This is a genomic window from Kitasatospora sp. NPDC048662 (assembly GCF_055587065.1).
On the sequence record NZ_JBVJHA010000004.1, the window covers coordinates 1 to 24,732 of the forward strand.

At 70.0% G+C, this 24,732-nt stretch carries 12 protein-coding genes; 4 read left to right on the forward strand and 8 right to left on the reverse strand.

Translation table 11 applies throughout. From position 1 onward, the window contains the following. Positions 1-455: 455 nt before the first annotated feature. Together ACZ6R9_RS13495 and ACZ6R9_RS13500 are read right to left on the reverse strand one after the other, a co-directional pair. Entirely contained in the window at positions 456-830 is a 375-nt protein-coding gene (locus ACZ6R9_RS13495; protein WP_465538269.1) for a VOC family protein, read from the reverse strand. A 726-nt stretch (positions 831-1,556) separates the two neighbouring features. After that, entirely contained in the window at positions 1,557-2,678 is a 1,122-nt protein-coding gene (locus ACZ6R9_RS13500; protein WP_465538270.1) for a tyrosine-type recombinase/integrase, read from the reverse strand. 1,031 nt (positions 2,679-3,709) lie between these two features. Between ACZ6R9_RS13500 and ACZ6R9_RS13505 the strand changes: the two genes are divergently transcribed. Together ACZ6R9_RS13505 and ACZ6R9_RS13510 are read left to right on the forward strand one after the other, a co-directional pair. Then, entirely contained in the window at positions 3,710-3,850 is a 141-nt protein-coding gene (locus tag ACZ6R9_RS13505) for a hypothetical protein (RefSeq protein WP_465538271.1), read from the forward strand. Next, a complete protein-coding gene (locus ACZ6R9_RS13510; protein WP_465538272.1) occupies positions 3,847-4,194 on the forward strand; it encodes an IS3 family transposase in 348 nt (115 codons plus the stop codon). The genes ACZ6R9_RS13505 and ACZ6R9_RS13510 overlap by 4 nt, the downstream gene beginning before the upstream one ends. A gap of 103 nt (positions 4,195-4,297) precedes the next feature. Here the strand turns inward: ACZ6R9_RS13510 and ACZ6R9_RS13515 are convergent, their stop codons facing one another. The 4 genes from ACZ6R9_RS13515 to ACZ6R9_RS13530 form a co-directional block, all read right to left on the reverse strand. Next, on the reverse strand, positions 4,298-7,345 hold the full coding sequence (locus ACZ6R9_RS13515; RefSeq protein ID WP_465538273.1) for a pPIWI_RE module domain-containing protein: 3,048 nt from the start codon (positions 7,343-7,345) through the stop codon (positions 4,298-4,300). An 81-nt stretch (positions 7,346-7,426) separates the two neighbouring features. Continuing rightward, the gene (locus ACZ6R9_RS13520) at positions 7,427-11,197 is read right to left on the reverse strand and encodes a pPIWI_RE_Z domain-containing protein (RefSeq protein WP_465538274.1); all 3,771 of its coding nucleotides are present in this window, start codon (positions 11,195-11,197) and stop codon (positions 7,427-7,429) included. Continuing rightward, positions 11,190-12,458: a pPIWI_RE_Y domain-containing protein gene (locus ACZ6R9_RS13525; protein ID WP_465538275.1), complete on the reverse strand. Its 1,269-nt coding sequence runs from the start codon at positions 12,456-12,458 to the stop codon at positions 11,190-11,192. Before ACZ6R9_RS13525 ends, ACZ6R9_RS13520 begins: the two co-directional genes overlap by 8 nt. Then, positions 12,451-14,196: a PD-(D/E)XK nuclease family protein gene (locus ACZ6R9_RS13530; RefSeq protein ID WP_465538276.1), complete on the reverse strand. Its 1,746-nt coding sequence runs from the start codon at positions 14,194-14,196 to the stop codon at positions 12,451-12,453. The genes ACZ6R9_RS13525 and ACZ6R9_RS13530 overlap by 8 nt, the downstream gene beginning before the upstream one ends. 209 nt (positions 14,197-14,405) lie before the next feature. Between ACZ6R9_RS13530 and ACZ6R9_RS13535 the strand changes: the two genes are divergently transcribed. Then, a complete protein-coding gene (locus ACZ6R9_RS13535) occupies positions 14,406-15,860 on the forward strand; it encodes a serine/threonine-protein kinase (RefSeq protein WP_465538277.1) in 1,455 nt (484 codons plus the stop codon). A gap of 28 nt (positions 15,861-15,888) precedes the next feature. Here the strand turns inward: ACZ6R9_RS13535 and ACZ6R9_RS13540 are convergent, their stop codons facing one another. Together ACZ6R9_RS13540 and ACZ6R9_RS13545 are read right to left on the reverse strand one after the other, a co-directional pair. After that, on the reverse strand, positions 15,889-17,940 hold the full coding sequence (locus ACZ6R9_RS13540; protein ID WP_465538278.1) for an HsdM family class I SAM-dependent methyltransferase: 2,052 nt from the start codon (positions 17,938-17,940) through the stop codon (positions 15,889-15,891). A gap of 179 nt (positions 17,941-18,119) precedes the next feature. Then, positions 18,120-19,133 (reverse strand): serine/threonine-protein kinase, encoded by a 1,014-nt coding sequence (locus ACZ6R9_RS13545; RefSeq protein WP_465538279.1) that lies wholly within the window; start codon positions 19,131-19,133, stop codon positions 18,120-18,122. A 223-nt stretch (positions 19,134-19,356) separates the two neighbouring features. Between ACZ6R9_RS13545 and ACZ6R9_RS13550 the strand changes: the two genes are divergently transcribed. Further along, positions 19,357-24,627: a DEAD/DEAH box helicase gene (locus tag ACZ6R9_RS13550; protein ID WP_465538280.1), complete on the forward strand. Its 5,271-nt coding sequence runs from the start codon at positions 19,357-19,359 to the stop codon at positions 24,625-24,627. Positions 24,628-24,732: the final 105 nt, after the last annotated feature.

Consider the following 24,732-nt stretch of genomic DNA (forward strand, 5'->3'; position numbering starts at 1 on the left):
GAGGCCCTGCTTTCATGCGCGCCGGCCGTCATACTCACCCGATCGAGACTCCCGTTCGACCAGCACCCCTCAAGATCGGAACGACAACAGCCACTAAGCCCGCCGGCGACAGTGATCACCGCTACTCGGGGCAAAGGCCCGACGCTTCTGCGTCGGGGCTGACGTTTTTACGCGGGTTGCACTCGTCGTGATCAGGTGGCCGAGTTCTCATCGGTTGGGCCAGCGCTGTAGGTGCTGATCTTGATCGGGTTGCCGTCCGGGTCGCGCAGGAGATGCTGCTGATGGGCCCCCGCGCGCCGGTGCGCGGCACAGGGCCTTCCGGAATGGGAACGCCGCAGGCGGACAGATGGCCCAGGGTCTGTTCCTGCGAGGCATCGGTGACCCGGCGGGGATGAGTGGCGCGGGGGAGGAGTCCGCGGCCGGCCTCATGGAGGTTGATCTTGCTGGTCCGAAGGTCAGCGCGTGGCGTCCTTCGCCGAAGGAGACCGGGTCATGCCCAGGGATCGTCGGTAGAATCCGACGATCCGTTCGATGTCGGTGACGGTCAGCACAATGTGGTCCAGGCCGGTGATCCGGACGCCCGGCCCCGGTTGGTGGGAAGCGTCGGTGACGAAGACCGTACAGAGCCATGCAGTCCGAACAACCTCACCGCCGGTAGACCCTGCCCCGCTACGCACGCTGTCCCATGAGCTTCCCCTCCTCTCGGACTGGGTGGTGACTCTGGGCCAAGGGCGGCTGCCGTGTCGGGTGTGGCGGCGGAGCGTGCGGGGCGGTGCGCGAGGCACGTCAGAACCAGTCGGCGAGGACACGCTCAAGACGACACACTGCATGGAAGATCACGATTCGTAGCTGGTGGGTAAGCGGACCGCGATCCGCCCGCAGGCGGCGGCCCAGAGGGCCGGTCGACGCCATCGATGCAGCAGCTGTCGGGGTCGCACGGTGGTGTTTGCTGAAGGGTCGACAGATCTCGGTCACCGGCAGTAGCTGGGGCGGGGTGGTCAGCCTGGGGACCATTTTGGGACCACGCCCGATGGGCGCCCGTGAATGCTGATGGGCGAAAACGGACACTTGTGTGCGAAGTAAACAGTGAGCCACTGTCAGCAGCCTGCGGCGCCACTCCTGCTGGAAGCCTCCAATTTACCTGCACCTCATGGTAGTTGAGCGCTGGGGGTCAAGGGGTCGCAGGTTCAAATCCTGTCGTCCCGACTTGCATCACTGCAGGTCAGAGGCCGTTTCCGCCGGATGGCAGAGACGGCCTTCGTGGTTGGTGGTCGCAGTGTGGTCGTGAACGCCCGTTCACGTCGCACTCGGAGGGCGCTACCTGTACTCGGGGGCGTCTCAGGGTGCCTGGTTCCTCCTTCGTTGGCGAGTTGAGCGCGGCTGGCAGGCCGTTCGGACGCGGTTCCGCGTCGGAGTGACGTTGATTCTTCTGTGGGCGGGCATGCTTGTGAGACCCGCGGCAGCCGTCTGTGAGCGGCTGCTTGAGTGGACGTCAGCCGTGGGCCGGCTGACCGGTGTTGTGCGCCCCCTTGGCGAAGGGCGTGGCTGTAGCGCCGTCAGGCGGCGTGGCTGAAGAGCGGATTCGGTGCCGGGCCGCTGAGGGCGAGGACGTCAACGCCGCGCGCGCGGGCTTCGACGAGGCAGAGCCTGGCTTCGATGGTGTGGACCGCGGCCATCGCCACTTCCCAGGTCAGGTGGCTGTAGATGTTCGCAGTGGTCGAGAGCGTGGAGTGCCGCAGCGTCTTGGAGATGACCGCCATGGAGACGTTGCCCTCCAGGGCGAGGGTCGCGGCAAGGTGCCGCAGGTCGTGGATGGTCACGTGGGGCAGGCCGGCCTGCTCGCGCAGCTCGTGGAAGCGCCGGCGGACCGCGGCCGGGTGAAGGGGCTTGCCGTCCGCGCCCTGGAAGACGTGGTCATTGCCGGTGGAGGTGCTCCTGGCCATGGCGCGCTGGAGGGCGGCGGCGACGCGCTCCGACAGGGGCACCCAGTTGCGGCTCTTCTTCGTCTTCGGTGCGGTCAGGACGAGTTCGTGGTTGTCGATGGCGGAGAGGGTGTGGCGGATGTACATGACGCGGTCCTCGATCCGGACGCACTGGCGTTGAAGCCCGAGCGCCTCGCCCTTGCGCAGGCCGGTTCCGATGATGACCTCGAAGAGGTCGGCGAAGGCGGGGTCGACGTCGCGGCAGTGGGCAAGGAAGGTGACGGCCTGCTCCGCGTTCCAGGGCACGCGCTCGTCGGCGCGGGGCCGGCGCATGGGCAGGGGCTGAGCCGCGTTGAAGGGGAGCCGGTGGGTGCGGACGGCGGTCCCCAGGGCGCTGGAGAGCGTGGCCAGGCAGTGGTAGACGGCTTGGCGGCCGCGGCCGGACTCGAGCTGCTCGTGTGCGTAGGCGGCGATGTGGTCGTGGGCGAGCTCCTCCAGGCGCATCTTGCCGAACACGGGGATCAACTCGCAGAGCACGTAGGTGCGGTAGCGGGCGTACGTGGTGGGCTTGAGCAGGAACTCCATCGACTTCAGCCACTTGGTGAGGTAGGCGGCCACCGTCTCGTGCGGGTCTGCGTCGAAGCCCAGCTGGCGGCCTTCGAGGAAGCGTCGCAGCGCCGTCTCGGCGGCGAAGTCGTCCTCGAAACCGCCGCGCCGCACCGTGCGCCTGCGACCGCTGAGCGAGGGGATGTCCACGGCGAAGGTCCACGTGCCGTGCCCCTCCTCGACCAGGCGCGGGCATCCGGCGCCGAGCCGGCGCCGAGCCGCGTCGCGGCACCCGCACCGACGGTAGACCCGACCCCGCCGCCGCCCCGAACTGCGCACCACTTTCTCCTGCCTCCTGCGGTCCTGACTTTTTCAATCAGCCCGCGAGGCTACAGATTTCACGTCTGGATGGCCGACTGCGACCACCATGCGATCACCAACACGGAATTTGTGGCCTGACCTGCGACTTCCGGTGAGCACCCGCACCTGGACTTGATGGCTGCGCCTCGTGCAGCGCGGCGCGGTTCCTGGCAGGTCAACGCTGGCGCCCTGTCACCCTCGGTGGCTGATGTCGCCTACGAAGGCGTGCCCTGGCCGATTCCCGTTACGCTGCGTTGTCGGCATTGGTACAGCGCCGCCAGGCGTCGGCGTTCCGCACGGGCCCGAGCCCATCTGGAGCCACGCCTCGATCTGGTCGAGCCATCGAACAAGCAGTAGTTGGCGGCTATGACGCCACCATCACCAATGTGGGAATGAAGAGGAGTGGGCGAGGCAGACTCCGACGGTTAACGATCCGATATTGATATTGCCCAGTCTGAAATGGGTCGCCCGTTGCAGCGCCACGCGAGGTTGTCTACCTTCACTTCTTGCGCCAGCAATCGCGCATCGGCGATCGCCGCCCAGCACTGCACAGTTGTGCTTGTGATCGAGCAGCCTGTGCGACAGCGAACGCTTCCGCGGCTCGGGCCTTCGCCCTGATGGGGGGGACATGCTGATACTGGATCTGCTTGATCCGGAGGAAGCGAAAACACCGCCGATAGCGATGGAGGACTACTCGGACGAGTTCAGGGCCGATACCGTACGAGTCCACGCTCGGAGCGACGTACAAGGACATTGCCGCTGACCTGGGCATCAACAGGGCGACGCTGCGTGAGTGGGTGCTGCGGGACCGCGAACGCCGCGGTGTCGTCCCCACCGTCCCCAGGTCGGGCGGGAAGGCGGCCCTGGCAGGACAGTCGGCCGTGGCCGCCGATCCGGCCGAGCGGACCCGGCAGTTGGAGGCCCGTGTGGCCGAGCTCGAGGCCAACGAGCGGAAGCTGGCCACCGAGCGGGACATCCTGCGCAGGGCGGCCAAGTATTTCGCCGGCGAGACGAACTGGTGAGCCGCTTCCAGTTCGTCCACGACCACAGAGACGCCTATGAGGTGAAGCGGCTGTGCCAGGTCCTGGACGTCAACCGCTCCAGCTACTACAAGTGGCTCAGCGGTGCTGATGCCAGCGCCGTCCGCAGGTACCAGGACGAGGTCCTGGCCGAACGGATCCGCCGGATCCACGCCGATTCCGGCGGCGCCTACGGCTCGCCCAGGGTGACCGCGGAACTGCGCGGGACCGGAACTCGGATCAACCACTACGAAGCCCTACCCGCCCGCTCGGAAGCCGCGATCCATGTCGCGATGATCGGCCTCATGATCCGCCGCCTCACCAGGGAAACCACCCCGACCGGGTGAGGAACCTGAACCCCGTCATCACGGCGAAACGCCCAGTCAGAACACAGGTCTCGTGGATACGGTGTCCTCCATCGTCAGCACTGCGTAGTTGTCGATCCCCTCGTCAGCCGTGGGCCGTCTCGGCCTCGTCGTCCGGCGTCGTGGATAGTCCGGCCGCGTCGGCGAGGTCTGGATCCTCCCCGATCTGGTCTCCGGCGGGTGTGTGCGACTCCTCGTTCAAAGTCTGGTCGCCGTCGGCGAGTGTCGGGAGGACGTATGCCTGGGCCTGCCCCGCGAGGTGGAGGGGGAGGGGGAGAGACAGGGCGGCGGCGTAATCCGGGGCCTGGCGGAGCTGGTGCATGGCGAGGGCCAGCGCCTCGGGGTCGTCGGACTTTTCCAGTACTGGGGCTGCGGAGTCGTCGTCCTCGTGGCAGCCCAGTACCGCGATCTCCACCAGGGTCGGGTTCCAGGCGCTGGTGCCCGCCTGTGAGGTGAGGTTGCCTGCCGCGTTGACCCGGGTGGCGAGGCGGTCGAGTGCGGGGGAGATCGCATGGGTTCTGGGGCGTTCGGTGGTGCTGTAGAAGACCCGCTCGCGCGACGAAGCCCCGTCCCCGTACCGCTGCTGGGGATTCTGTGTCCAGAAGCCGGCCGGCTGCCCGTGGGGCTTGCCCGGGTCGGCCAGGCCCCACCACTGGGCGCTCTCGCGACCGCCGCACCCGCGCACGCGCACGAGGCGGAGTTCGTCGTCCAGTCGGCCTGCAGGGGCGTGGCCGGGCTTGATCAGGTCGCGTTCGATCTGGCCGTCCTGGAGCCATGGCCAGTGGAGTCGGCTGTTCTGAGCATGGGTGATCAGTGCGGTGGGCTGCCCTCGGAGGGAGTGCAGCACACGTTGGAGGAAGGCCGCGGTCTCCCTGCGCTGTTGGGCGAGGTTACTGCGCCACTGCTTGCCGGTGACCCGAGGGGCATCGGGGCGTGCGTCATCGTCTGAAGTCTCGGGTTCCGTGAACGCTTCGGGGCCGATCTCCGCCTGTTTCACCAGACCGAGGAGGAACTGAGGGTAGGGCACCCATTCCCCCGCGGTGTCATCCCAGCCGCGTACGGCTGCAAGGCCTTCCCCGGCCGGGAGCGGGGTGACGAGGACGGCCACAGGCAGGTGCTTGGGCAACCGGGTCGGGCCGTCCTTGCGACGTTTCACCATCCACACCGCCGCGTATTGCAGCGAGTCCGGAAGATCGTCACCGAGGGTGTGCTGGGGCAGGACGCGGACACCGAGCTGGCGCAGTCCGTCGAGCCACGAGCTGTACGTGCGGTGGTCGAGGCTTTCCGCATTATCGATCTGCCGATCGGTGGACGGGGTGACTACGAACTGAGTCAGCAGGCCTGCGTCGGCGCACCCGAGGCGGATGGCGAACTTGGGGTCCGTCGACGCCGGGCGAAATGTACTGCGGTGTGCGACTTCCACGAGGGCGAGTCCGGGGCGGGAGGGGTCCGCGCCGTCCGCGCGGAGCCAGGCGCGTAGGGCGCGGCGCCGTTCGGCGACGGCCGCCGCGAGCGCCGCGCCTTTGCCCTTGACCGCCAGGTCGGGCACGAGCCGGTCGCCCAGTCCGTCGGCGAGGGGCAGGCAGCGCAGCCGGAGTGTGACCTCCGCCGTCCGCCACTCCAGGACCACCGGTGCTCCGGGCGTGGCCTCGTCGAAGTCCCGGTCCGTGACGTGGGCGGCACTGGCGCCGCCGTCGCCGTCGAGCCCCAGGGCCTTGGCGAACTGTTCCACTGCCTCGCCGCGTACCTCGGGCGACTGCCACAGCAGCCGGGCCTCCACCACGGGCGGGCCGGCCTGTTCCGGGCCGTGGGAGGCGATCCGGGCCTGTGCCGCGAGTGTCACGCGCCGTGCCTGGGTCTCGCGCAGCAGCTCGGTCTTCTTGGCCTCGTCGGTCCTGGGCTTGGGCCGCCGGTTCTCCGGCGCGCCGATGCCCTTGCCGCGTCCGCGCGTGAGGTCGGGTACCCGGGCCAGTGTTTCAGGAAGGGCCTGCTCGGCCCATTCGGTGAGCTGGGCCCGCTGGTTGGGCATGAAGCCGGTGCCGATCTCGTGCTTGCCCATTCTGGTGCTGTGGACCACGGCGGCGCGGACGCCGCGGCCCTCGCCGATCCAGGAGACCGGTTCGGTGAGGAGCTGTTCGGGGTCGGGGAAGTTGCCGGCGAGGCTGAGTCCGCGCAGGATGCCGGCGGTGTCGTTCTCCGACCAGACGAAGGTGTCGGCGGCCCGGTCGCGGCGCAGGCGTGCCAGTGCGTAGCGTTCGGTGGCCGGTGCGCCGGGCAGCCAGGGGATGGTGGGCCGCAGGTAGACGGTAGTGGCCTCTCGGTAGGGCAGGTTGAGGCGTTTGGTGGTGGTCCGAGGGTGGGTCGCCCAGCGGCGTACACCCCAGTGCAGGTGGAGACGCGGCCTGGGGTCGAACGGTGTGGTGTGCAGGGAGATGTTCAGGAGGACGGAGAACCACCATTCCTTGCGTTTGACGGTCCGGCACAGGGGCTGCGACATGAGTTCCGCGCCTTGGTCGCGAGGTCCGCGGGGCAGTGCCCGGAACCGCAGCTCCCCGCCCTCGAACGGGAAGGGGTCGAGGGTCAGGATGCGGCGTGCCAGGGCGTCGGTGGCGAGTTGGAACTGGCGCGGTTCCGGGGCGGCAGTGCCGCCCCGGGTGGTCGGGGTGGTGAGGAGGTCGACGCCTTTGACGGGCTGCCACTTAGGCAGGTTCTGCTTCAGCTCGGTGCTGCTCGCGAGCAACAGCGAGCGGAACCTGGGATCCTGTGCAGAGTCCTTGGGGCCGAGGGTACGCAGCCAGGCGTCGAGGAGTTGCTGCATGGAACGGCCCGGGAGGGGGTCGGGCGCCGAGGCCGGTACATACATCCAGAAGTCCTCGGGGGCCTGCGGCCCCGGTTCCACGGGGGTCCGCGGCCGGGGGCGGACGATCACGTCGGGGGCGAGGGTCTGGAGCACACCGTCGAGTCGGCGGGTGGGCAGCGTCGGCTGCCGCTTCTCCTCGTCCCGCCCGTGGTTGTGCAGTTCGAGGAGTCCGGCGTGCCAGTGTTCGGGGAAAGGGAGTGCGTGGAAGTCCTCGGTCCAGGGGGTGCCCTCCTCGGCCAGGTGGTACGCGGATCGGCGGATGTTCTTGTACATGTGGGTTCTCCCTGCGATGTCCGTACGTGGCGGGTGCGGTTGCCCGCTAACAGTGCTGCCCAGGGCGGTGGTTGGCGTGCTTCAGTCGACCGATCGCGGGCTGGGTGACGTCCCCATGGCGCACAGTGCTTCGTACAGCGGGCGGTAGAGCAGCTTGACGAGTGCGGCGTCGGCGGGATCGGTGCGCGCGCCGTACCCGACGGTGCCAGTGTCCGTGTCGGTGTGCGCGAAGTACGGCGCCAGAACGTCCCGTAGCCTGACCAGCAGCCCGGGGTCGCCTGCGCGGCGTGGACGCCGGTTCTGGCCGGTGAAGGGCGCCTGTGCCTCGGCGAGTCGCGGTGCGAAGGCCGCGTCGACGAACACGACGCGGGCGGGTACGCCACCGCGGACGAGGCGCCCGATGACCTGCCAGATGGTGACGAGCTGGTCCCAGACGAAGGACTTCTTCTCGTCATCAGAGAGCGAGGAGTAGATGTAGGGCCGTGACAGTACGTGCCGCCACACGCCGCGTGCGGTGGTCCTGAAGGCACTACCTGCCGCGTTCAGGTCCCCGGCCTGGGTGACCATGTCGCTGAACGTCCCTTCGTCCGGCAGCTTCAGCTGACCGCGCACGAACCGCGTCGCCCAGTCGTTGATGGCGAAGACCGCCAGGGAGAGGTCGTCAGGGCGGGGGTGCGGGCGGACCAGGAAAAACACCGTTCCGAACGCCGCCACCTTTTCCTCGCCGGGCCGTTGGGGGACGGTGAGGATGTTGTGTCCTCGTTCCACGGCCAGGAGGGGTGCCACGAGCAGTTCGGCGTCCGGGTCGTCGGCGAAGGACGCGAGGTCCCCACGCCGGACCGCTCCCGCACCTGATCCCGTGCCCGGCGCCTGGCGCCCCGTCGGTGCCGCCCCGTCGACGGCGGCCTCCAGTTCGGCGTCGTCGGCGACCAGAACGCGTACCCGGCCACGCCAGCGCGGGATCTCGTTCAGGGCTGTGGCGGCCACCTTGGCTTCCGTGTAGCTGCCCACCAGAAGCAGAGCACGCTTGCGGCGCTGGTCGGAGATTCGGGCGAGTTCGCTCTGGAGAGGGGAGGAGTTGCCGTCGCTCCGGGATCGGGCGAGCCGGTCGATCATCAGGCGCAGGACGTCCTCGCGCTGGTCGGGGTCCTGGCCGGAGAGCCGGATCGGCTGTCCTGCGGCGTCGTAGAGGAACTCGGTGCGGAACACGGTCTCCCGGATGGCGGCGAGAGCCTTGCGCTGCGGTTTCAGTACGGCACGGACGGGGGCGAGGACATGGGCCCGGGTAGAGGTGCCGGCCCAACTGGTGCCCGACATCAGCAGCACGTGTGGGCCTGCCTTGCCGAGGCCTGGGTCGGCGCCGAGCTGGGGAAGACCCAGGAGCAGTTCCCGGCCCACGCCCGCGCACCGGAAGAAGCGCAGGGTGCCGGTGCGGTGCCCGTCCTTGTCGCGGGCGGCGGCCCGTTCGTCCACCAGGTACTGGAAGCCCAGGACGTTGCCCATGGGCGCTTCGGGCAGCAGTGGCGCGTAGTCGAGGGGCGGGCGGCGGGTCAGTTCGTGGGCCGCGGAGTCCAGCCGTAGCGCTGCCTCCACCTGGGGCCACAAGAACGTCACCCGGTCCAGGCGTTGATGCAGGGCGGCGAGGACGAGAGTGAACTCCAGGCGCCGTGCGTTGAGTTCCCGCCACTCCGCAGTGAGCGGTACGTCCTCGGGGGCAGGCTTCTTGCCTCGCTCGGCGGCGGGCACGGGGCGCTGTTCCGGGCTCGGCGCTCCGACGAGGAAGGAGTCGAGGAGCGCGCGTACACGGCGCCGTGTCTGTTTCTCGTCGAGGGTGTGCAGGACGTCGTGGGCGAGGGCGGTGAGCTCGTCGGCAGGGGTTCCATAGGGGCCGCGTCCGCCGAGCGGATCGTCGCGGAACGTGTCGAAGAACCCGGTGATCTCCGTGCGTCGCTGCGCCCAGGGAGCGTCGGGGACCGGGGAGCCGCCATCGGCCCCGAGCCCTTCCTCATCCTCGTAGAGTGCGCTCTCGTCCTCGATGTCCCCTTCGCTCGTGCTGTCCGGTCGCCCGGCGGCCTGGCCTCGCGTCAGCGGGTACCAGGCGTGCAGCAGCTTCTCCTGGAGCGTCCACGCGCTGAAGTAGTCGATCTGCGCCCAGTCCCGCATCGCTCCGTCGTCGATGAGCATGGCGTACAGCCGGTCCGCGGCGGAACCAACGACGTCCAGGGCGGCGGACCACCGTTCCACGTCCTGGTTGGAGAGCTGCAGCCGTCCCTGCCGGGCGAGTTCGGCGATTTCGTGGGTCTGTAGCTGGTCGAGCCAAGAGTCGGAGACACCGGTGGTGACGAGGGTGGCCGACGGGGCGAACATCTGGTCGAGCTGCATCTGTACGCGGTCGGCCTCGTCGACGACGATGATGTCGCTGCGCAGGCAGGCCAGCTCCAGATAGCGCAGGCGCTCGGCGTTGAGCTGACGCGGAACCGCGGTCTGGACGAGACTGGCCGGATTGGCCACCCAGATCAGCGCGTCCACGAGGTCACGCGCGGCTGAGTGTCGGGGGCAGACGCTCCACAGCGGGCAGGCGTGCGGGATGCCCAGGTCCTCTTCGTCGGCCTCGGTGTTGTCCGTGGCGCCCTCCCTGTCGACGGCGCCTCGGGCTCGTTCGAGCTCGCGTACCGCCCGCTCGGCCGCGGGCTCCTCGGCGGTCTCCTGGCGCCGAGCGGGGTGAAGGGCACCGCACGGCGCGTCGGTGTAGCGCAGCGGCTCGGACGTGTCGAGTGCGCGAAGGGCGTCCAGCGGGCAGGCGGTGCTGAGGTGGGCGAAGACGGGTTCGGTGTGAGCCAGCAGGGAGTGTTCTCCCCGTGCGGCGAGTCGGCGGTGCAGCCGCTGGGTGTGCTGGGGCCGCGTCGTGCCCCCCTGCACCAGGGCGGCGCTCAGGCCGAGCGTGCGGAACAGCTCGGTCAGTGTCAGCTGTTCGGCCACATCGCCGACGACGAGAGTGATGCGCAGGCCGTTGTGGTACGCCCAGACGGCGAGCAGGGTCATCAAGGTCGACTTGCCGGCGCCGACCATACCGACGAGGTGGGTGAGCCGATCGAGCGGTAGCGCGGACGCGGCTTCGAAGGCTGTCCCGTCCGGGGTACGGGTGTCGAGGTCGAGCTGGGCGAGACGCTGCTCCCAGTTCCCCGCCTTGAGCCCCCGCCGCTGCTCCTCCGCATCCATCCACCGTGCGAGGTCAGCCAGTTCGTCGAGTGGCACGTCGAGGGGGCCGGCGGTGGCCGGGCGTTCGGCGGTGAGGGGGTGGCCGGGGAAGGGGTCCCGCACGAGATCGGCGGGGACCGTGACGGAAGTGCGCCGGTGGCGGCGGTCCATGAAGCGGTGTTCACCCGCTTCCGCAGGGGGAAGCACCTTCGTGGCGAAGCCGGGGAGGTTCGCGAGCGCGTCGTCGTAGGTGGTGAAGCGGTCGGCCGCCACCTTGAGAGGGACCCGATGGGCGGGCTCCCCGGCCGCCGGGACGCGGTACGCACGCAGCCGTTCGGGCAGTTCCAGGTAGGCCTCCAGGCTCTGCTGCCACATCCGGCCGCGGCGCATCGGCCAGAGCAAGTGTCGGGCCGCGGCCAGCGCGACCTGTTCGGTGGTGTCAGCGGGGAGCTTCGAGGCCCGCGCGAAGGCGAGACCGTAGCCGCCGAGGAGCGTCCACGCCCCGTCGGCAGCGTGACCGGGCGCCACGGTCTCCATCAGCCGCAGAGCGAGCTCGACCTGGCAGAGCAGAGCGGGCCGGGTCCCGGCGTGTTCTTCGGGCCAAGGCCTCAGTGCGGCGACGACCGGCTGGTACCAGCTGCTGCGGTCACGCATGGTCTGCTCCCTTCTTCCCGGCGCCGTCGGTCGCCGCCGTCTGACTTTCGGACCGGGACGACGCCGTGCGGGCCCCGTCGTGCTCCCTTGTCGGAGGCACGGTGTGCAGGGGCGCGATGGACGCGTCCGGCCCGCGTTCGCCGGACAGCCGCAGCCGCGCGGCCCGTTTCAGCTGGTCGTCCGTCAGCAGCCGCAGACCGCAAGCCCCCGGGCCCCGCTCCCTGGCATACATGGCCAGGTAGTCGCGGCGGGCACGCACCCGGAATGCGGGCACCACCCAACAGGCTTCGTCGTACGGGGGCTCGGGGCGGACGGCCGTAGCGGCGCGTCCGAGGAAAGCGGGGTGTGCCCAGTCCTTGACGTCGACGGCCCACACGTGACCGTCGGGGAAGGTGATGCGAAGGTCGTACGCGTCGAAGCCGGGCCACATCTCGACGGTGAGGCCCAAGGCGCGTAGCTCGTCCTCCAGGGAGACCTCGGCGCGTCCCGGCCCGGTGACGAACTGCCTCAGAGGTTTCCGCAGTTGACGCAGCTCGCCCACCTCCGACGCGACGAGTTCCCGGCCGTGCGGCGGGGGACCTTGGTGCCGACACTGGTCGCGCTCGCACCACCACTCGGTGTCGGACACCGGATGGAGCAGGGTCAGGCAGCGGTGACAGCACAGGTACGCGCCGTCCCGGCGGAACCCGAGGGGGACGGGGGCGTAGATCTCCTCGATGAGGAAGCGCACGGGATCGAGGAAGAGGTCAGTGCTCACCTCGGCCCAGTCGGCTTCGGTGAGGACGGGCCGATTCACCAGGAGGCGACGGAAGGCCGTGTACGACTCGGGTGACGACACGGCCCGGCAGGCGCGCAGGGCCTCATGGATCACCAGGCGGTCGTACTGCCGTCCGGTGCTGTCCCCATATCCCCGCACGGCGAGCTCGTGGCAGAGCTGCGTGGGCTCTCCGGAATCCTCGTCGATCATTCGGTCTGCGGTGTCGAACAGGTCCGCAGGCAGCCGGTCGAGGGGCCAACTGCCCAAGGGACGGGCGCGGGCCCAGCGCATCATCTCGGGCACACCGGCCGGGGGCTTGGCACCGCTGCGCAGGCACTGAAGCACTAGGGCATCCAGGGCCCGCTGCGCGCCGGCCGGGTAGGGCAGAGCGAAGGAGTCAAGACGGTCGACGGCCGCCAGGTGCAGAACGGCGGTGGCCACGTCCCGCAGGAGGACGACATCGGGGTTGGACAGCCAGTCCGGTACGAGTTGTTGGTCAGGCATGGGGCGGGGTGTCCCCTCGCGGCGAGGTCTGCGTGTCGGGGCTCGACGGGCGCGGATGGTCAATGACGTAGGCGGTGCCGGGCCGACACCACGTCCGGGCCTGACAACCGTGGCAGTGGCGTCCGGTCCTCGGTTCGTAGGTGGTGTCGTCCAGGAGTGGCTGGGCGAGTTCGGCGATGACGGCCCGGGCTTCGTCGACGATCTCGGCGCGGCCGGGGTCGATGGGTTCGAGTCGACTCTCCCCACGGACCTCACGCAGATGCTCCAGTTCGACCCAGGTGCGGCGCGGGTCGTCGCCGAGCGCGCCCGCGTGGAACAGCAGGACACCGAGGGCGAGTTGGGGATAGGTGCGGAGCAGGGAATCGCGTTCCCACAGCGGTCGGGCCGACGTCTTGGTCTCGCGCCAGATCCATCGGCCGCGGTGGGTGTACACCAGGTCGGGTACAGCGAGGACGACGATGTCGAGTTCTGGCACGTAGGCCGTGACCCGATGCTGTACGAGCACCTGCTCGTCGGCGTCAAGTCCGTTGAGGGGGCACAGCAGTCGATGTTCCGCGAGCATCCCGGCAGCCTCGCGTGCGGAGGTGTCGTCGAGCCCGGCCCTGGCCCGTACCGCCATCGGCTCGGGGATCTCGCGGTCCCGGCAGCCGCGCACCGGGCGTTCGGCGTGCTCTGCGTCGAGCCAGGCGTCGACGGCTCTGCCGCGCCGTGCCCCCCGGTCCTCGGCCGAGAGGTCGTTGAGGTGCAGTCGTCGCACCAGGTGATACTGGGCGGGGCACTCGGCGTGCAGTCGCAGGTCCCAGACGGAGACGGAGCGGCGTTCGCGTGCGAGAGCCGGAGGGCGCCCGCCCCACAGCCGTGGGGTGCGCTTCAGATCCGCGCAGCCGGCGATGGCCTTGCAGTTGACACAGCTCTCCCCGGGCCGCACGCCGGGTTCGGTGGCAGCCGTGACGAAGGCAGGCGCAGCGTCGGTCCTGAACCGCTGTCTCGCCGCGTCGGGGCCTTCGGAGAGCAGCTCCTCCACGGACCCGTCGGCGCACCCGATGTCGAAGACACGGACCAATTCGGGCGGGCAGGTGCTTTCGGTCGCGGTGGGCGGGGGCTGGGCGCGTTGTTTGCGGCGAGGTGTGGGCGCGCCGAAGGCCATCACCTGCGCCACGGCCCCGAGTTCCGCGTCGGGGCGGCCGGTCTTGGCCCGGCCCATGGAAGGCAGCCACAGGTCGCGCACCCTTCCGTCGGAGGAGGCGTACATGCGGCCCCAGAGGGTGTGCTCGTACTGCCGGGCGCCACGGACGTCGGGAGTGTCCGTGCGGGGGGTGCGCCACGTCCATGCCTGCTTCACCGGCTTGGTCTCAGGCAGCCCGGCCTCGACGGCGGCTGCCTGTTCGCGGGTACGGGCGGCTACGTAGCGCTCCAGGGCGTGGGCGGTCCAGGCCAGGTGGGCGGGGTGGACCGGGGCGCCCCATCCCCGGAAGGGACCGCCGGTGCCCCGGAGTTCCTCGCGTACCCGCTCCACGGGCCATCCGTCGTGTTCCACCAGGTCGAGGGCGGTGAAGAGCGGGCCGAACCCGAACTCCTCGCGGGGTGGCCGCCGGAACGGCACGGTCGGGTCGGCGACGAGCAGGGGCCGCATGGCGGTGCGTCGGTGGGTGGGACAGGCCGCGTCGTCGGGCCGGGCCATCCGGGGGCTCGCCCTGATCAACCAGTCGTGGCCGGCGACGCCGGGTGGATTTCGCATGGTGACCTCCGTGGCAGGCGGTATGGGCAGGAGGGTGCCCAGGGCAACGGGAGTCCGAGGACGTCCGGGCACCACTTGAGCATGGCATAGATTTGTGAACTGAGTCCATGGACGTCCCGCGTCCAGAATCTTTCACGCTACGCTGGTGGGTCTGATGCGCAGTGGTGCGAAGGGGCACAGTGGTGGACGCGGATACGTACAAGCCCGGCGTGGGTGATCTGGTCGACGGGCGCTACGAGTTGAAGAACTCTCTGGGCAAGGGCGGGATGGCCCAGGTCTGGCGGGCCCGAGAGGTGTCCGGGGGGCGGGAGGTGGCGGTGAAGTTCCTGCGCCACGACTCCGAGGCCCTGTACTGCCTCGACCCGTACGAGCGAGATGCCGAACTCGCCGTCAGGAACGCCCGGTTCCGGCGCGAGGCCAACCTCCTGGGCACGCTCGACCACCGGGGAATCACCGAACTGTACGGGAGCGGATCGCACCAGGGTGTCCCCTACATCGCCATGCGCCTGGTGACCGGAGTGAGTCTGCGGACCTTCCTTGACGAGCACAGCCCCCTGCCCCTGGCCACGGCGGTCGCCGTCGCCGTCCAGGTGGCAGGGGCATTGGCCTGCGCACATACTCTCCCGGTCGTACACCGGGACCTCAAGCCCGCGAACCTCATGATCGATGAAGAGGGGTGGGTCGTCCTCATCGACTTCGGCATCGCCAGGCCGCTGCACGCCGACGTCACCCGTTACACGGCGCACGGTTCGACGCTTGGCACCCGCGGTTATCTGGCGCCGGAGCAGCTCCTGGAGCGCGAGCCCACCACGCGCACGGATGTTTACTGCTTCGGCTGCATCTTCTACGAGCTCCTCACCGGGCGGCCCCCATTCCCGCTCGGCGCGGAGTCCGGCCTGACCGACAAGCACCTCAACGAGGTGCCGCTGCCACCGAGCACGTACGCCGCGGGCATCCCGGAGCCGATCGACGATCTGGTGCTGCGCATGCTCGCCAAGAAGCCCGAGCAGCGCCCGGCCGTTGACGAGGTCCTGGAAGTCCTCGACCCGTTCGCCCCGGGGGTTGGCGATCCCGAGCCCCGGCCCCGCACCCACCCCGACCCCACAGCCCCCATGCGTCGGCCGCGGGACCGGGCTGCTCGTCTGCGCCCGGTCGCTCTCACGCTGCCTGTCGCGTCCGCACCAGCAGATGAGTGGCTGGACGCCCGCGTCGTGGAACAGCTCTGCGCGCAGGCCGAAGCGGAGATCGCGACCGGTGAGCCGGGCGACGCGATCGACCGGCTGCACGGTCTGACAGAACGGGTCCGCGAGGAGTGGGGTGAGAAGCGCCCTCTGGTGCGTCGCGTGTGGCAGGGGGCTGCGGACGGATTCCGCCTCTCCGGCAATTTCGGCGCTGCGGCCCGCCTCTATCAGGCCGTCGACGACGGTCTCATTCATGGGGGCGGGCCGGCCGAGCAGGCCGATCGCGCGCTGATTCGGCTGCGCATGGCTGAATGTCGACTCGCCTTCGGGGAACTGGAGGCGGTCATCGCGGCGGTCGACACGGCGGGCCGCACGGCCGCTGGCCTGCCAGCAGAACTCGCGGCTCAGGTCGAGGCCCTACGCCGCGCGGTCGACGCCCAGCTCACGGCCCGCCTGGCCGAGCCCAGGCGCAGGGAGGCGTGACGCTGACTGGTGTTGGCGAGCCGATGTGCTACGCCCGGTTGGCCAGCCGCCCCGCCGCCAGCTCGTCGCCGAGATCGCGGACGAGGCTCGTGCCGAGGTCGGCTGCGCGACGCAAGAGCCGTTCGAAGGCGGTGAGTTCGCGGAACGCCTCTCCGTAGCGCCGCTGTTCTCCGAGAGGGATCTGGCGGATCTGGAGACGGCGGACGTCGATGCGGGAGGAGCTCGTGGTGTGGGTGCCGGCCTGCCGGGCATTGGCGGGAGCCCGCAGTGAACCGGCTAGGAACCAGGCGTCGAGCTGTTCGGGCTGTACTCGCACGGCATGCAGTTGGGGACCGAGGGCGGTCGGCGGCCCCTCGTTGACCCAGGCGGAGAAGGCACGGGCGACGCCCACCACCACGATGTCCCCGGGTTCGGCGATGACGGCCTCTCCGGCCGCCGCGGTGCCGTGGGCGAGCCAACTGCGGGGTTCGCCGTCTACCAGAAGATCGGGGACGGTGAGGAGGGGGATGTCGTCGTCGGACGGCGGGCCGGCGTGGATCGATTCCTCCGGCGGCTGCTGGCCGCCGCGCAGGGTGAGCGCCCCGGCTCGGGCGAGCTCGGCGACTGTGGTTGCGGTCGGTGTGTCCGCCTCGGCCGTGGCGAGGTCGAGCGCCGCGAGCAGCCTGGCCAACTTGTTCACGTGCGCGGTGAGCCCGGTGAATTCCCGCCAGGATTCGGCCAGTCGGGGTGCCGTGTCCACCGGCGACGGGGCGATGTGGCGTCCAGGGGTGAGGTCGACCTCGTCGTTGAGGAGTTCGATGACGGGCACCTGTCGCACGTAGGCAGGGGCCTGCGGGGAGTCGGCCTCTTCGACGGCCTCGCGCACGAAAGCGCTGATCGCTGCCCAGTCGGGGGTCCACTTCTCCTCCGGGTCCCGAGGGAAGCGCGAGGCGGCGTCGGCGACCAGCAGCCGATCGCCCACCGGTGTACCTTCCCCGTGGGCGGGCATCCGCAGCACCCACAGGTGCAGGGAGACACTGTGCGGGGCGGCGCAGCCCGGCGGCAACGCGACGACGGCTCGCAGTTGCCCGGTGCGCAGCAGCGAGCCGCGGATGCGGCGGCCGGCCTTTCTGGCCGCGACGGCGGGCGGCAGCAGCAGTACCGCGGTGCCGCCCGGCCGCAGCTGTGCCAGGCAGTGCTGGACCCAGGCGAGTTCGGGCTCGGTGCGCGGGGGAAGGCCGTGGCTCCAGCGGGCATCGGTGGCCAACTCCTCGTATCCCCAGTCCCGTTCGTTGAAGGGCGGGTTGCACAGGACGATGTCGGCGGAGGTGCCGGAGAACGGGTCGTCGCGTAGGGAGTCCGCAGCCCGTACGGAGACCTGCGCCCTCTCCTTCTGCCCGTGGCCCTCGCTCTCGGCGAGGGCCACGCGGGAGTCCGCAAGCGAGGCGAGGACGGCGTCCCGGTCACTGCCGAGTAGCGTGAGTGCCCCGGCGCCGGACGCCCTCACGGCGTCGGCCGCGGCCAGGAGGAGATGCCCGGGGCCGCACGCAGGGTCCATGACCGTTGTGCCGCCGGAGCTGCCCGGGCTGTTGTCCGCCACGTCGCTGGCAGCCCTGAGGGCGAGTTGTGCCATGAGGGATGCCAGCGGTTCCGGGGTCGTGGCGATCTGGCGCACATGGACGTCGAGCCAACGGCGCAGCAGAAACGCGAACGTTTCCGTGGCCCCTTCACACTGTCCGAGATCCACGGCCCGTTCGATCAGCGCCCGTGTGTCGGCACGGATCTCCTCGCCTTCGTCGCCCGCCCGCCCGGAGAGGAGCCGTCCTACCTCGGCGATCGCGGCCCCGGTCTCGTCACGCCCGCCGAGCGCTTCGAAACCGGGCCACAGCCATTCCCTCTCGGCGGACTTCTTCAACTTCTTGTTGTCGCGCAGCCAGCCCTCGATGTCGGTCAAGGAGAACTGAGGGTTGGTGTCGGTGCCGGCGATCCGCTCAGGGAAGGACGGATGCCGCCGCCGCCAATTGCTCACCGCGGCTCGTCCCACACCCGCAAGGCGGGCGATTTCGGCCAAGGTGACCGGTACGGCGCGCGACGTAGACATCTACACTCCCAGGGCATTTCTGGTGGAGGGAGGACTGTCCCCTCGGTCATGGGTGTGTGATCAAGCCACCCTTCCTCCGAACTGCATCGGTCAGCGTACATGACCATTGACTTTGTTCACAGATGTGCCATGGCGGGTTTGGGGGCGTACGTCGCGTTCTGGTCGGTCAGGTGCGCGGGTCAGCGCGACGGCTGGCCGTGCCGCCCTGGCGTTGCCCCCGTCCGCCCAGGTCGGCTGTTCCGCCCCGATGTTGCCCATGCCCGCACAGGCCGGGCTTCGGGCCCCATCGGGTGGGTGAAGGGCCGCAGCGGGTCCACTTCGGCCCATGGGACGAGTGCCTGCTCGGGGGTACGGCGCTCGGGTAGCCACACGGCGAGACGCCGCCACACCTCGCCGGCGTGGGCGGGGCGTTCGTCGGGGTCCTTGGCCAGCAGCTGGAGCACCAGGTCCTCCAGTTCGGAGGGGATGCCTGCGCGGAGCCTTCCGGGCGGTACGGGTGGCTGCTCAAGGATCATGCCGGGCAGCATCAGTTCGGACTCGTGCGTGAAGACCGGTTCGCCCGTCAGCATCGCGTACAGCAGACAGCCCAGCGCGTACAGATCGGTGCGGGGGTCGACCGGCTTGCCCTGCACCTGTTCCGGTGCCATGCACTCCAGGCTGCCGGGGCGCTCACCGGTCGTGGTGAGGCCTGTGGTGCCCGGGTCGAGGAAGGCGGCGACGCCGAAGTCCAGGACCTTGACCACGCCGTCCGTGCGGATCACGACGTTGCTGCCCTTGAGGTCGCGGTGCACGACCTCGCGAGCGTGCACCGAGCCCAGGACGGAGGCGATCTGGACGCCGACCGACGCGATCTCCTCGATGGAGAGCGGGCCCTCCTCGGCGATCCGGTCGTCGAGCGGGGGCCCGATCACGTACTGCATGACGAGAAAGCGGGTGCCGTTCTCCTCGCCGAGGTCGTAGACGGTGGCGAGGCCCGCATGGTCGAGTCGCGCGACGGCCTGCGCCTCCCGGCGGAACCTTTCGGCGTCGCGGGCGCACTGCTCCACGGTGAGTCCCAGATCGACGTTCATGGTCTTCAATGCCACGTCTCTGCCCAGGTTCTCGTCGTGCGCGAGCCAGACGACTCCCATGCCGCCCCGGCCGATGAGGCGCTTGATCCGGTAGCGACCGGCGATCAGTGTTCCGGTGTCCATTCGCGCTGCGGCCCGTCCCCTCCGTGCCCTGCCGTGCCCTGCCCGGGCTGGTGTCGGGAAGAGTGTGACACGGTGGTGCTTCGAATGCCGCCCGCGCGGCGCTTTGTTCGTTGACTTAGTTCACAGGATATTGCTCTAATGGGGTGAAGGCGGGGCGGTTCGTCTCGCGCGCCTCCCCCACTACGGTGATGCGGGGATTACGTCGGGAGCTAGTGAGGATCACGTGGACGTCTTCGAGGTGCACCGTCGGCTCATCCAGGACTACAAGGAATACACGTCCGGTTCGGTGGTGATCGACGACCCGCGGATCGGCGAGAAGGTGTCCAAGTCCCTTGCCGACGGCGACCAGTGGCCCGACCCCTGGCTCTCGCTCAACCCGAGCTTCGCGAGCGGCGGCACCGTCGACCACCTCACCGACGACCTCGGCCTCCTCCACCCCGAGTGCAAGCGGATCTTCCGCACCGGCAAGGACAATCGGGACGCGACGATCCGTCCCATCCGCTTCCACCAGCACCAGCGCGACGCCATCGAGGCCGCCGACTCGAAGGACTCGTACGTCCTGACGACCGGCACTGGCTCTGGAAAGAGCCTCGGCTACATCGTGCCCATCGTCAGCCGGATCCTGAGCGAGAAGCGGCCCGGAGACCCTCCGAGCATCAAGGCGATCATCGTCTACCCGATGAACGCGCTGGCCAACAGTCAGCGGGGCGAGCTGAGGAAGTTCCTCACCGCCGGATACGGCGAGGGCAACGAGCCCGTCACGTACGCCCGTTACACCGGCCAGGAGAAGCAGTCCGAGAAGGACGCGGTCCTCGACACCCCCCCGGACATCCTGCTCACCAACTACGTGATGCTGGAATTGATGCTCACCCGCCCCGAGGAGCGCAAGCGTCTCATCGGCCGGGCCAAGGGCCTGCGCTTCCTCGTCCTGGACGAACTGCACACCTACCGCGGCCGTCAGGGCGCCGACGTCGCCCTGCTGGTCCGGCGCGTGCGCGAGGCCTGCGAGTCGCCCGCCCTGCAGTGCGTCGGCACCTCCGCCACCATGTCCACCAAAGGCACCCCCGCCGCCCGCCGCCGCGAGGTCGCCGAGGTCGCCTCCACCCTCTTCGACACGGAGATCTCCCCAGACCGGGTGGTGGGCGAGACCCTGGTCCGCGCGACCGGCGACACGACCCCCACACGTGCCGAACTCGCCGCCCGCGTAATGGAGAACAACCCTCCGCTGGAATACGACGCACTCAAGGCCGACCCTCTGGCCCACTGGGTCGAGACCGCCTTCGGCCTCACCGAGACCACCGACGAGGACGGCACCCGCTTGCTGGTGCGCGCCAAGCCCACCACCGTGGAGCTTGCCGCGCGCGTCCTACGCGAGGACGCCTTCGACATCCCGCGCGACGCGCCCGAGGACGAGCCGTACATCGCCTGCGCCAAGGCCATCCGGTCCACCCTCCGGGCCGGCACACAGGTCCGCGACGCCGACGACCGCGCGCTGTTCGCGTTCCGCCTCCACCAGTTCCTCTCCAAGGGTGGCTCGGCGTACGTCTCCCTGGAGCCGGCGGACAGCCGCCACATCACCCGCACCTACCAGCAGCGGGTGCCCGGAGAGCCGGAGAAGCTCCTGCTGCCGCTGTCCTTCTGCCGCGAGTGCGGCCAGGAGTACCTCACCGTGGCCCGCGAGCAGAGCGACGACGGCACGGTCTCCTTCCGCACCCGTGAGGACGCGGACGACGAGCAGGGCTACCTCTACCTCTCGGCCGCCAACCCCTGGCCCGAGCGTGTTGCCGACGCGATCGACCAGCGCCGCTTCCCCGACAGCTGGCTCACCCTCGACCCGAAGAAGGGCACGCCCGTCCTCACCGCGAGCCGCAAGAAGCGCGCCCCACAGCCCGTGTGGGTGAGGCCCGACGGCACGGCGGTGAACAAGGACGGGGACGGCCTCTACGCCGCCTACGTGCCCGCCCCGTTCCTGTTCTGCCTTGAGTGCGGGGTCAGCTACGAGGAGGTGCGGGAGCGGGATTTCGCCAAGCTGATGACGCTCGACCAAGAGGGCCGGTCCACAGCCACGTCTGTCGTCAGCGCTTCCATCGTGCGCCACCTGAAGAGCCTGCCGGAGAAGGAACTCGACAAGGACGCACGCAAGTTGCTCACCTTCGTCGACAACCGGCAGGACGCCAGCCTGCAGTCCGGTCACTTCAACGACTTCGTGATGGTCACCCAGCTGCGGGGTGCGCTGTACCGCGCGATGCTGAAGGCGGGGGAGAAGGGGCTGCGCTGGAAGCGGCTGGGCGAGGAGGTCGTCGAGGCCATGGGGCTGGCCCCGCACGAGTACGCCAACAACCCCACCGAAGTGGAGGCGCTCGCCGAGGAGACGCGGGACGCGCTGGCCCAGGTGGCCGAGTACCGGCTCTTCCTGGACCTGGAGCGCGGCTGGCGGGTCACCATGCCCAACCTGGAGCAGACCGGTCTGCTCGGGCTGGAGTACGCGGGGCTCGACCAGATCGCCGAGGACGAGGAGCGCTGGCAGCCGGCGGCAGGGCCGCTGCGCACCGCCACTCCCGCCACCCGCCTCGATCTCGCCCGGGTCCTCATGGACGAGCTGCGCCGCCAGCGGGCCGTGGACACCCCGTACTTCACCGAGGCGAAGTTCAACGAGCTGCGCAAGGAGTCGGCGAAGCTCAACGACGCCTGGGGGATCGCCGACACCGAGGCGGCGCCTCCCACACCGACCGTCGCCCTGCCGCGCGCGGGGCGGCCCGACCGCAGCCGCAGCGAGAAGAACCTCACCGGCCGCGGCGCTTTCGGCCGCCACGTCCGCAAGCCGGCGACCTTCCCGCACTGGAGCCACGACCTCTCACTCGACGACGCCCAGGACGTGATCCGCGACCTGCTGGAGGTCCTCGCCGACGGAGGTGTCCTGAGCCGGATCACCCAGGGCCGGGGCGAGGACCCCGGCTACCAGATCCACCACCCGGTGATCCGCTGGCACGCCCGCGACGACGACCACGGCGCGGTGGATCGGCTGCGCCGCACCTACCGCACCGGCCGGGGCCCCCGCGTCAACGCCTTCTTCAAGGGGCTCTACAAGGAGGTCGCGTCCACCTTCGCCGGACTGCACGCCGCCGAGCACACCGCCCAGGTCCACCCCGACGTCCGCGAGGAACGGGAGAAAATGTTCAGCAAGGGGCTGCCGCTGCCCTTGCTGTACTGCTCGCCCACAATGGAACTCGGCGTCGACATCGCCAGCCTCAACGCCGTCAACCTCCGCAACGTCCCGCCGACCCCCGCGAACTACGCCCAGCGCTCGGGCCGCGCGGGCCGCTCGGGCCAGCCCGCGCTGGTCACCACGTACTGCGCGACCGGCAACAGCCATGACCAGTACTACTTCACCCGCTCCGACCAGATGGTCGCGGGCACCGTCGCCGCGCCCCGCCTTGACCTGGCCAACGAGGACCTGCTCGCCTCACACGTGCACGCCATCTGGCTCGCCGAGACCCGACTGGAACTCGGCCGCACCATGACCAAGATCCTCGACACCGACGGCAAGACTCCCTCGCTGGAGCTGCTGCCTGAGGTGCGGGAGCAAATCGGCGGCCCGGCCGCCCAGCAGCGCGCCCTCCTGCGGGCCCGCACCGTCCTCGCGGGCTGCGTCGACGCCCTGCGCGAGACGTCCTGGTGGCACGAGCAGTGGCTGGAGAACACCGTCGCCAAGGCCCCCGGCCGTTTCGATGAGAAGTGCGGACGCTGGCGGAACCTCTACCGCAAGGCCCTGGAGGAGAGGGAGATCCAGCACGACAACATCCGCATCCGCACGGTGACCGGCCGCTCCCAAGCTCAGGCCGTCCGCCGCCGCGCCCAGGCGGAGAACCAGATCGCCCTTCTGGAGAACAGGCAGGGAGGCGAGCGCACGGTGCTGTCCGACTTCTACCCGTACCGCTACTTCGCTTCCGAGGGCTTCCTGCCCGGCTACTCCTTCCCCCGGCTGCCGCTCGCCGCGTACATCCCCGGCACCGGCCGCACCAGCCGCGGCTACGACGGCGACTACCTCCAGCGGTCCCGGTTCATCGCGATCCGCGAGTTCGGGCCGGGCGCGCTGATCTACCACGAGGGCAGCCGGTTCAAGGTGGACCGGGTGCAGCTGCCGCCGGACACCAGCGGCGAACTGACCACCGAGAGTGCCAAGGTGTGCCAGGGCTGCGGCTATCTGTCCCCCGAGGAGCGGCGCGAGGACACCTGCCTGGGCTGCGGCACCTCGTACGGCGACCCCCGTACCGGGCTGCTGCACCTGCACACCGTCTTCACCCACCGGCGCGACCGGATCTCCTCCGACGAGGAGGAGCGCCAGCGCACGGGCTATGCGGTGGAGATCTCCTACCGTTTCAAGCAGCACGAGGACGGCCGGGACGGTTCGCTGCGCGCCGAGGCGAAGGCCGCGGCCGGCCGCCTCCTCGCCGAACTGGTCTACGGCGACAGCGCCACCGTCCGGCTCACCAACCTGGGCTACCGCCGCTCGGTCGCCAAGGGCGACGTCGGCTTCTGGCTCGACCCGGTCACCGGCCAGTGGCTGGCCGGCTCCACCGGCAGGCCGAGCGCGAGCACGCCCGGCCGGGAGACCCCGGTGGAGGACGAGGGCCTCGCCGACGCGGAGAAGGTCGTGCGCAAGATCCCCGTCATCCCGTACGTCCAGGACACCCGCAACATCCTCGTCCTTAAGCTCGCGGCCCCCGTCGACAAGGACACCGCGATCACCCTCCAGTACGCGCTGGAGCGGGGCATCGAGGCCGAGTTCCAGCTGGAGGACTCCGAGCTGGACACCGAGGAGCTGCCGCCGCATGACGGGCCCCGCGAGCGGCTGCTGTTCATCGAGAGCGCCGAGGGTGGCGCGGGCGTCCTGCGCCGCCTCCAGGCCGAACCCGACGCGCTCGCCCGCGCCGCCCGCCGGGCCCTGGAGATCGCGCACTTCGACCAGGTCGGACGCGACCGGGGAGCCGAGAAGCGCAATGGCGACCCGTGCGAGAAGGGCTGCTACGACTGCCTGCTCTCCTTCGGCAACCAGCGCCACCACCGGATGATCGACCGCCACCTAGTGAAGCAGCTGCTGATGGACTTCGCGGGCGGCGAGGTCGGCTCCAGCCATGCGGGCCGCAGCCGTGACGAGCAGGCCGACGCGCTCATCGAGGGCGCCGACTCCTCCCTGGAGGAGCGGTTCGTCGCCTATCTTAGGTCCCACGGCCACCGCCTGCCCGACCACCAGCAGGTCAGGCTGAGCGCGGCCCTGTCCAAGCCGGACTTCGTCTACGACACCTCCTTCGGCCCCGTCGCGGTCTTCGTCGACGGCCCGCACCATGACCACGCGGAGACAACCCTCCGCGACGAGGAGGCCGCGGAACGGCTGAAGGAGATCGGCTGGGAGGTCATCCGCATCCGCTACGACGACGACTGGTCGAAGGCCGTCGCCGACTACCCTTCTGTGTTCGGCGAAGCACGCCGCTGACCTCGGGGAGGGGGCGGACCCCATCGGCCCGACCCCTCCCACGGCCCGCCGACGAGCGGTCCGGCCACCGCCCCGGCCGACCCGCCCGAACGACCCCTACTGCCC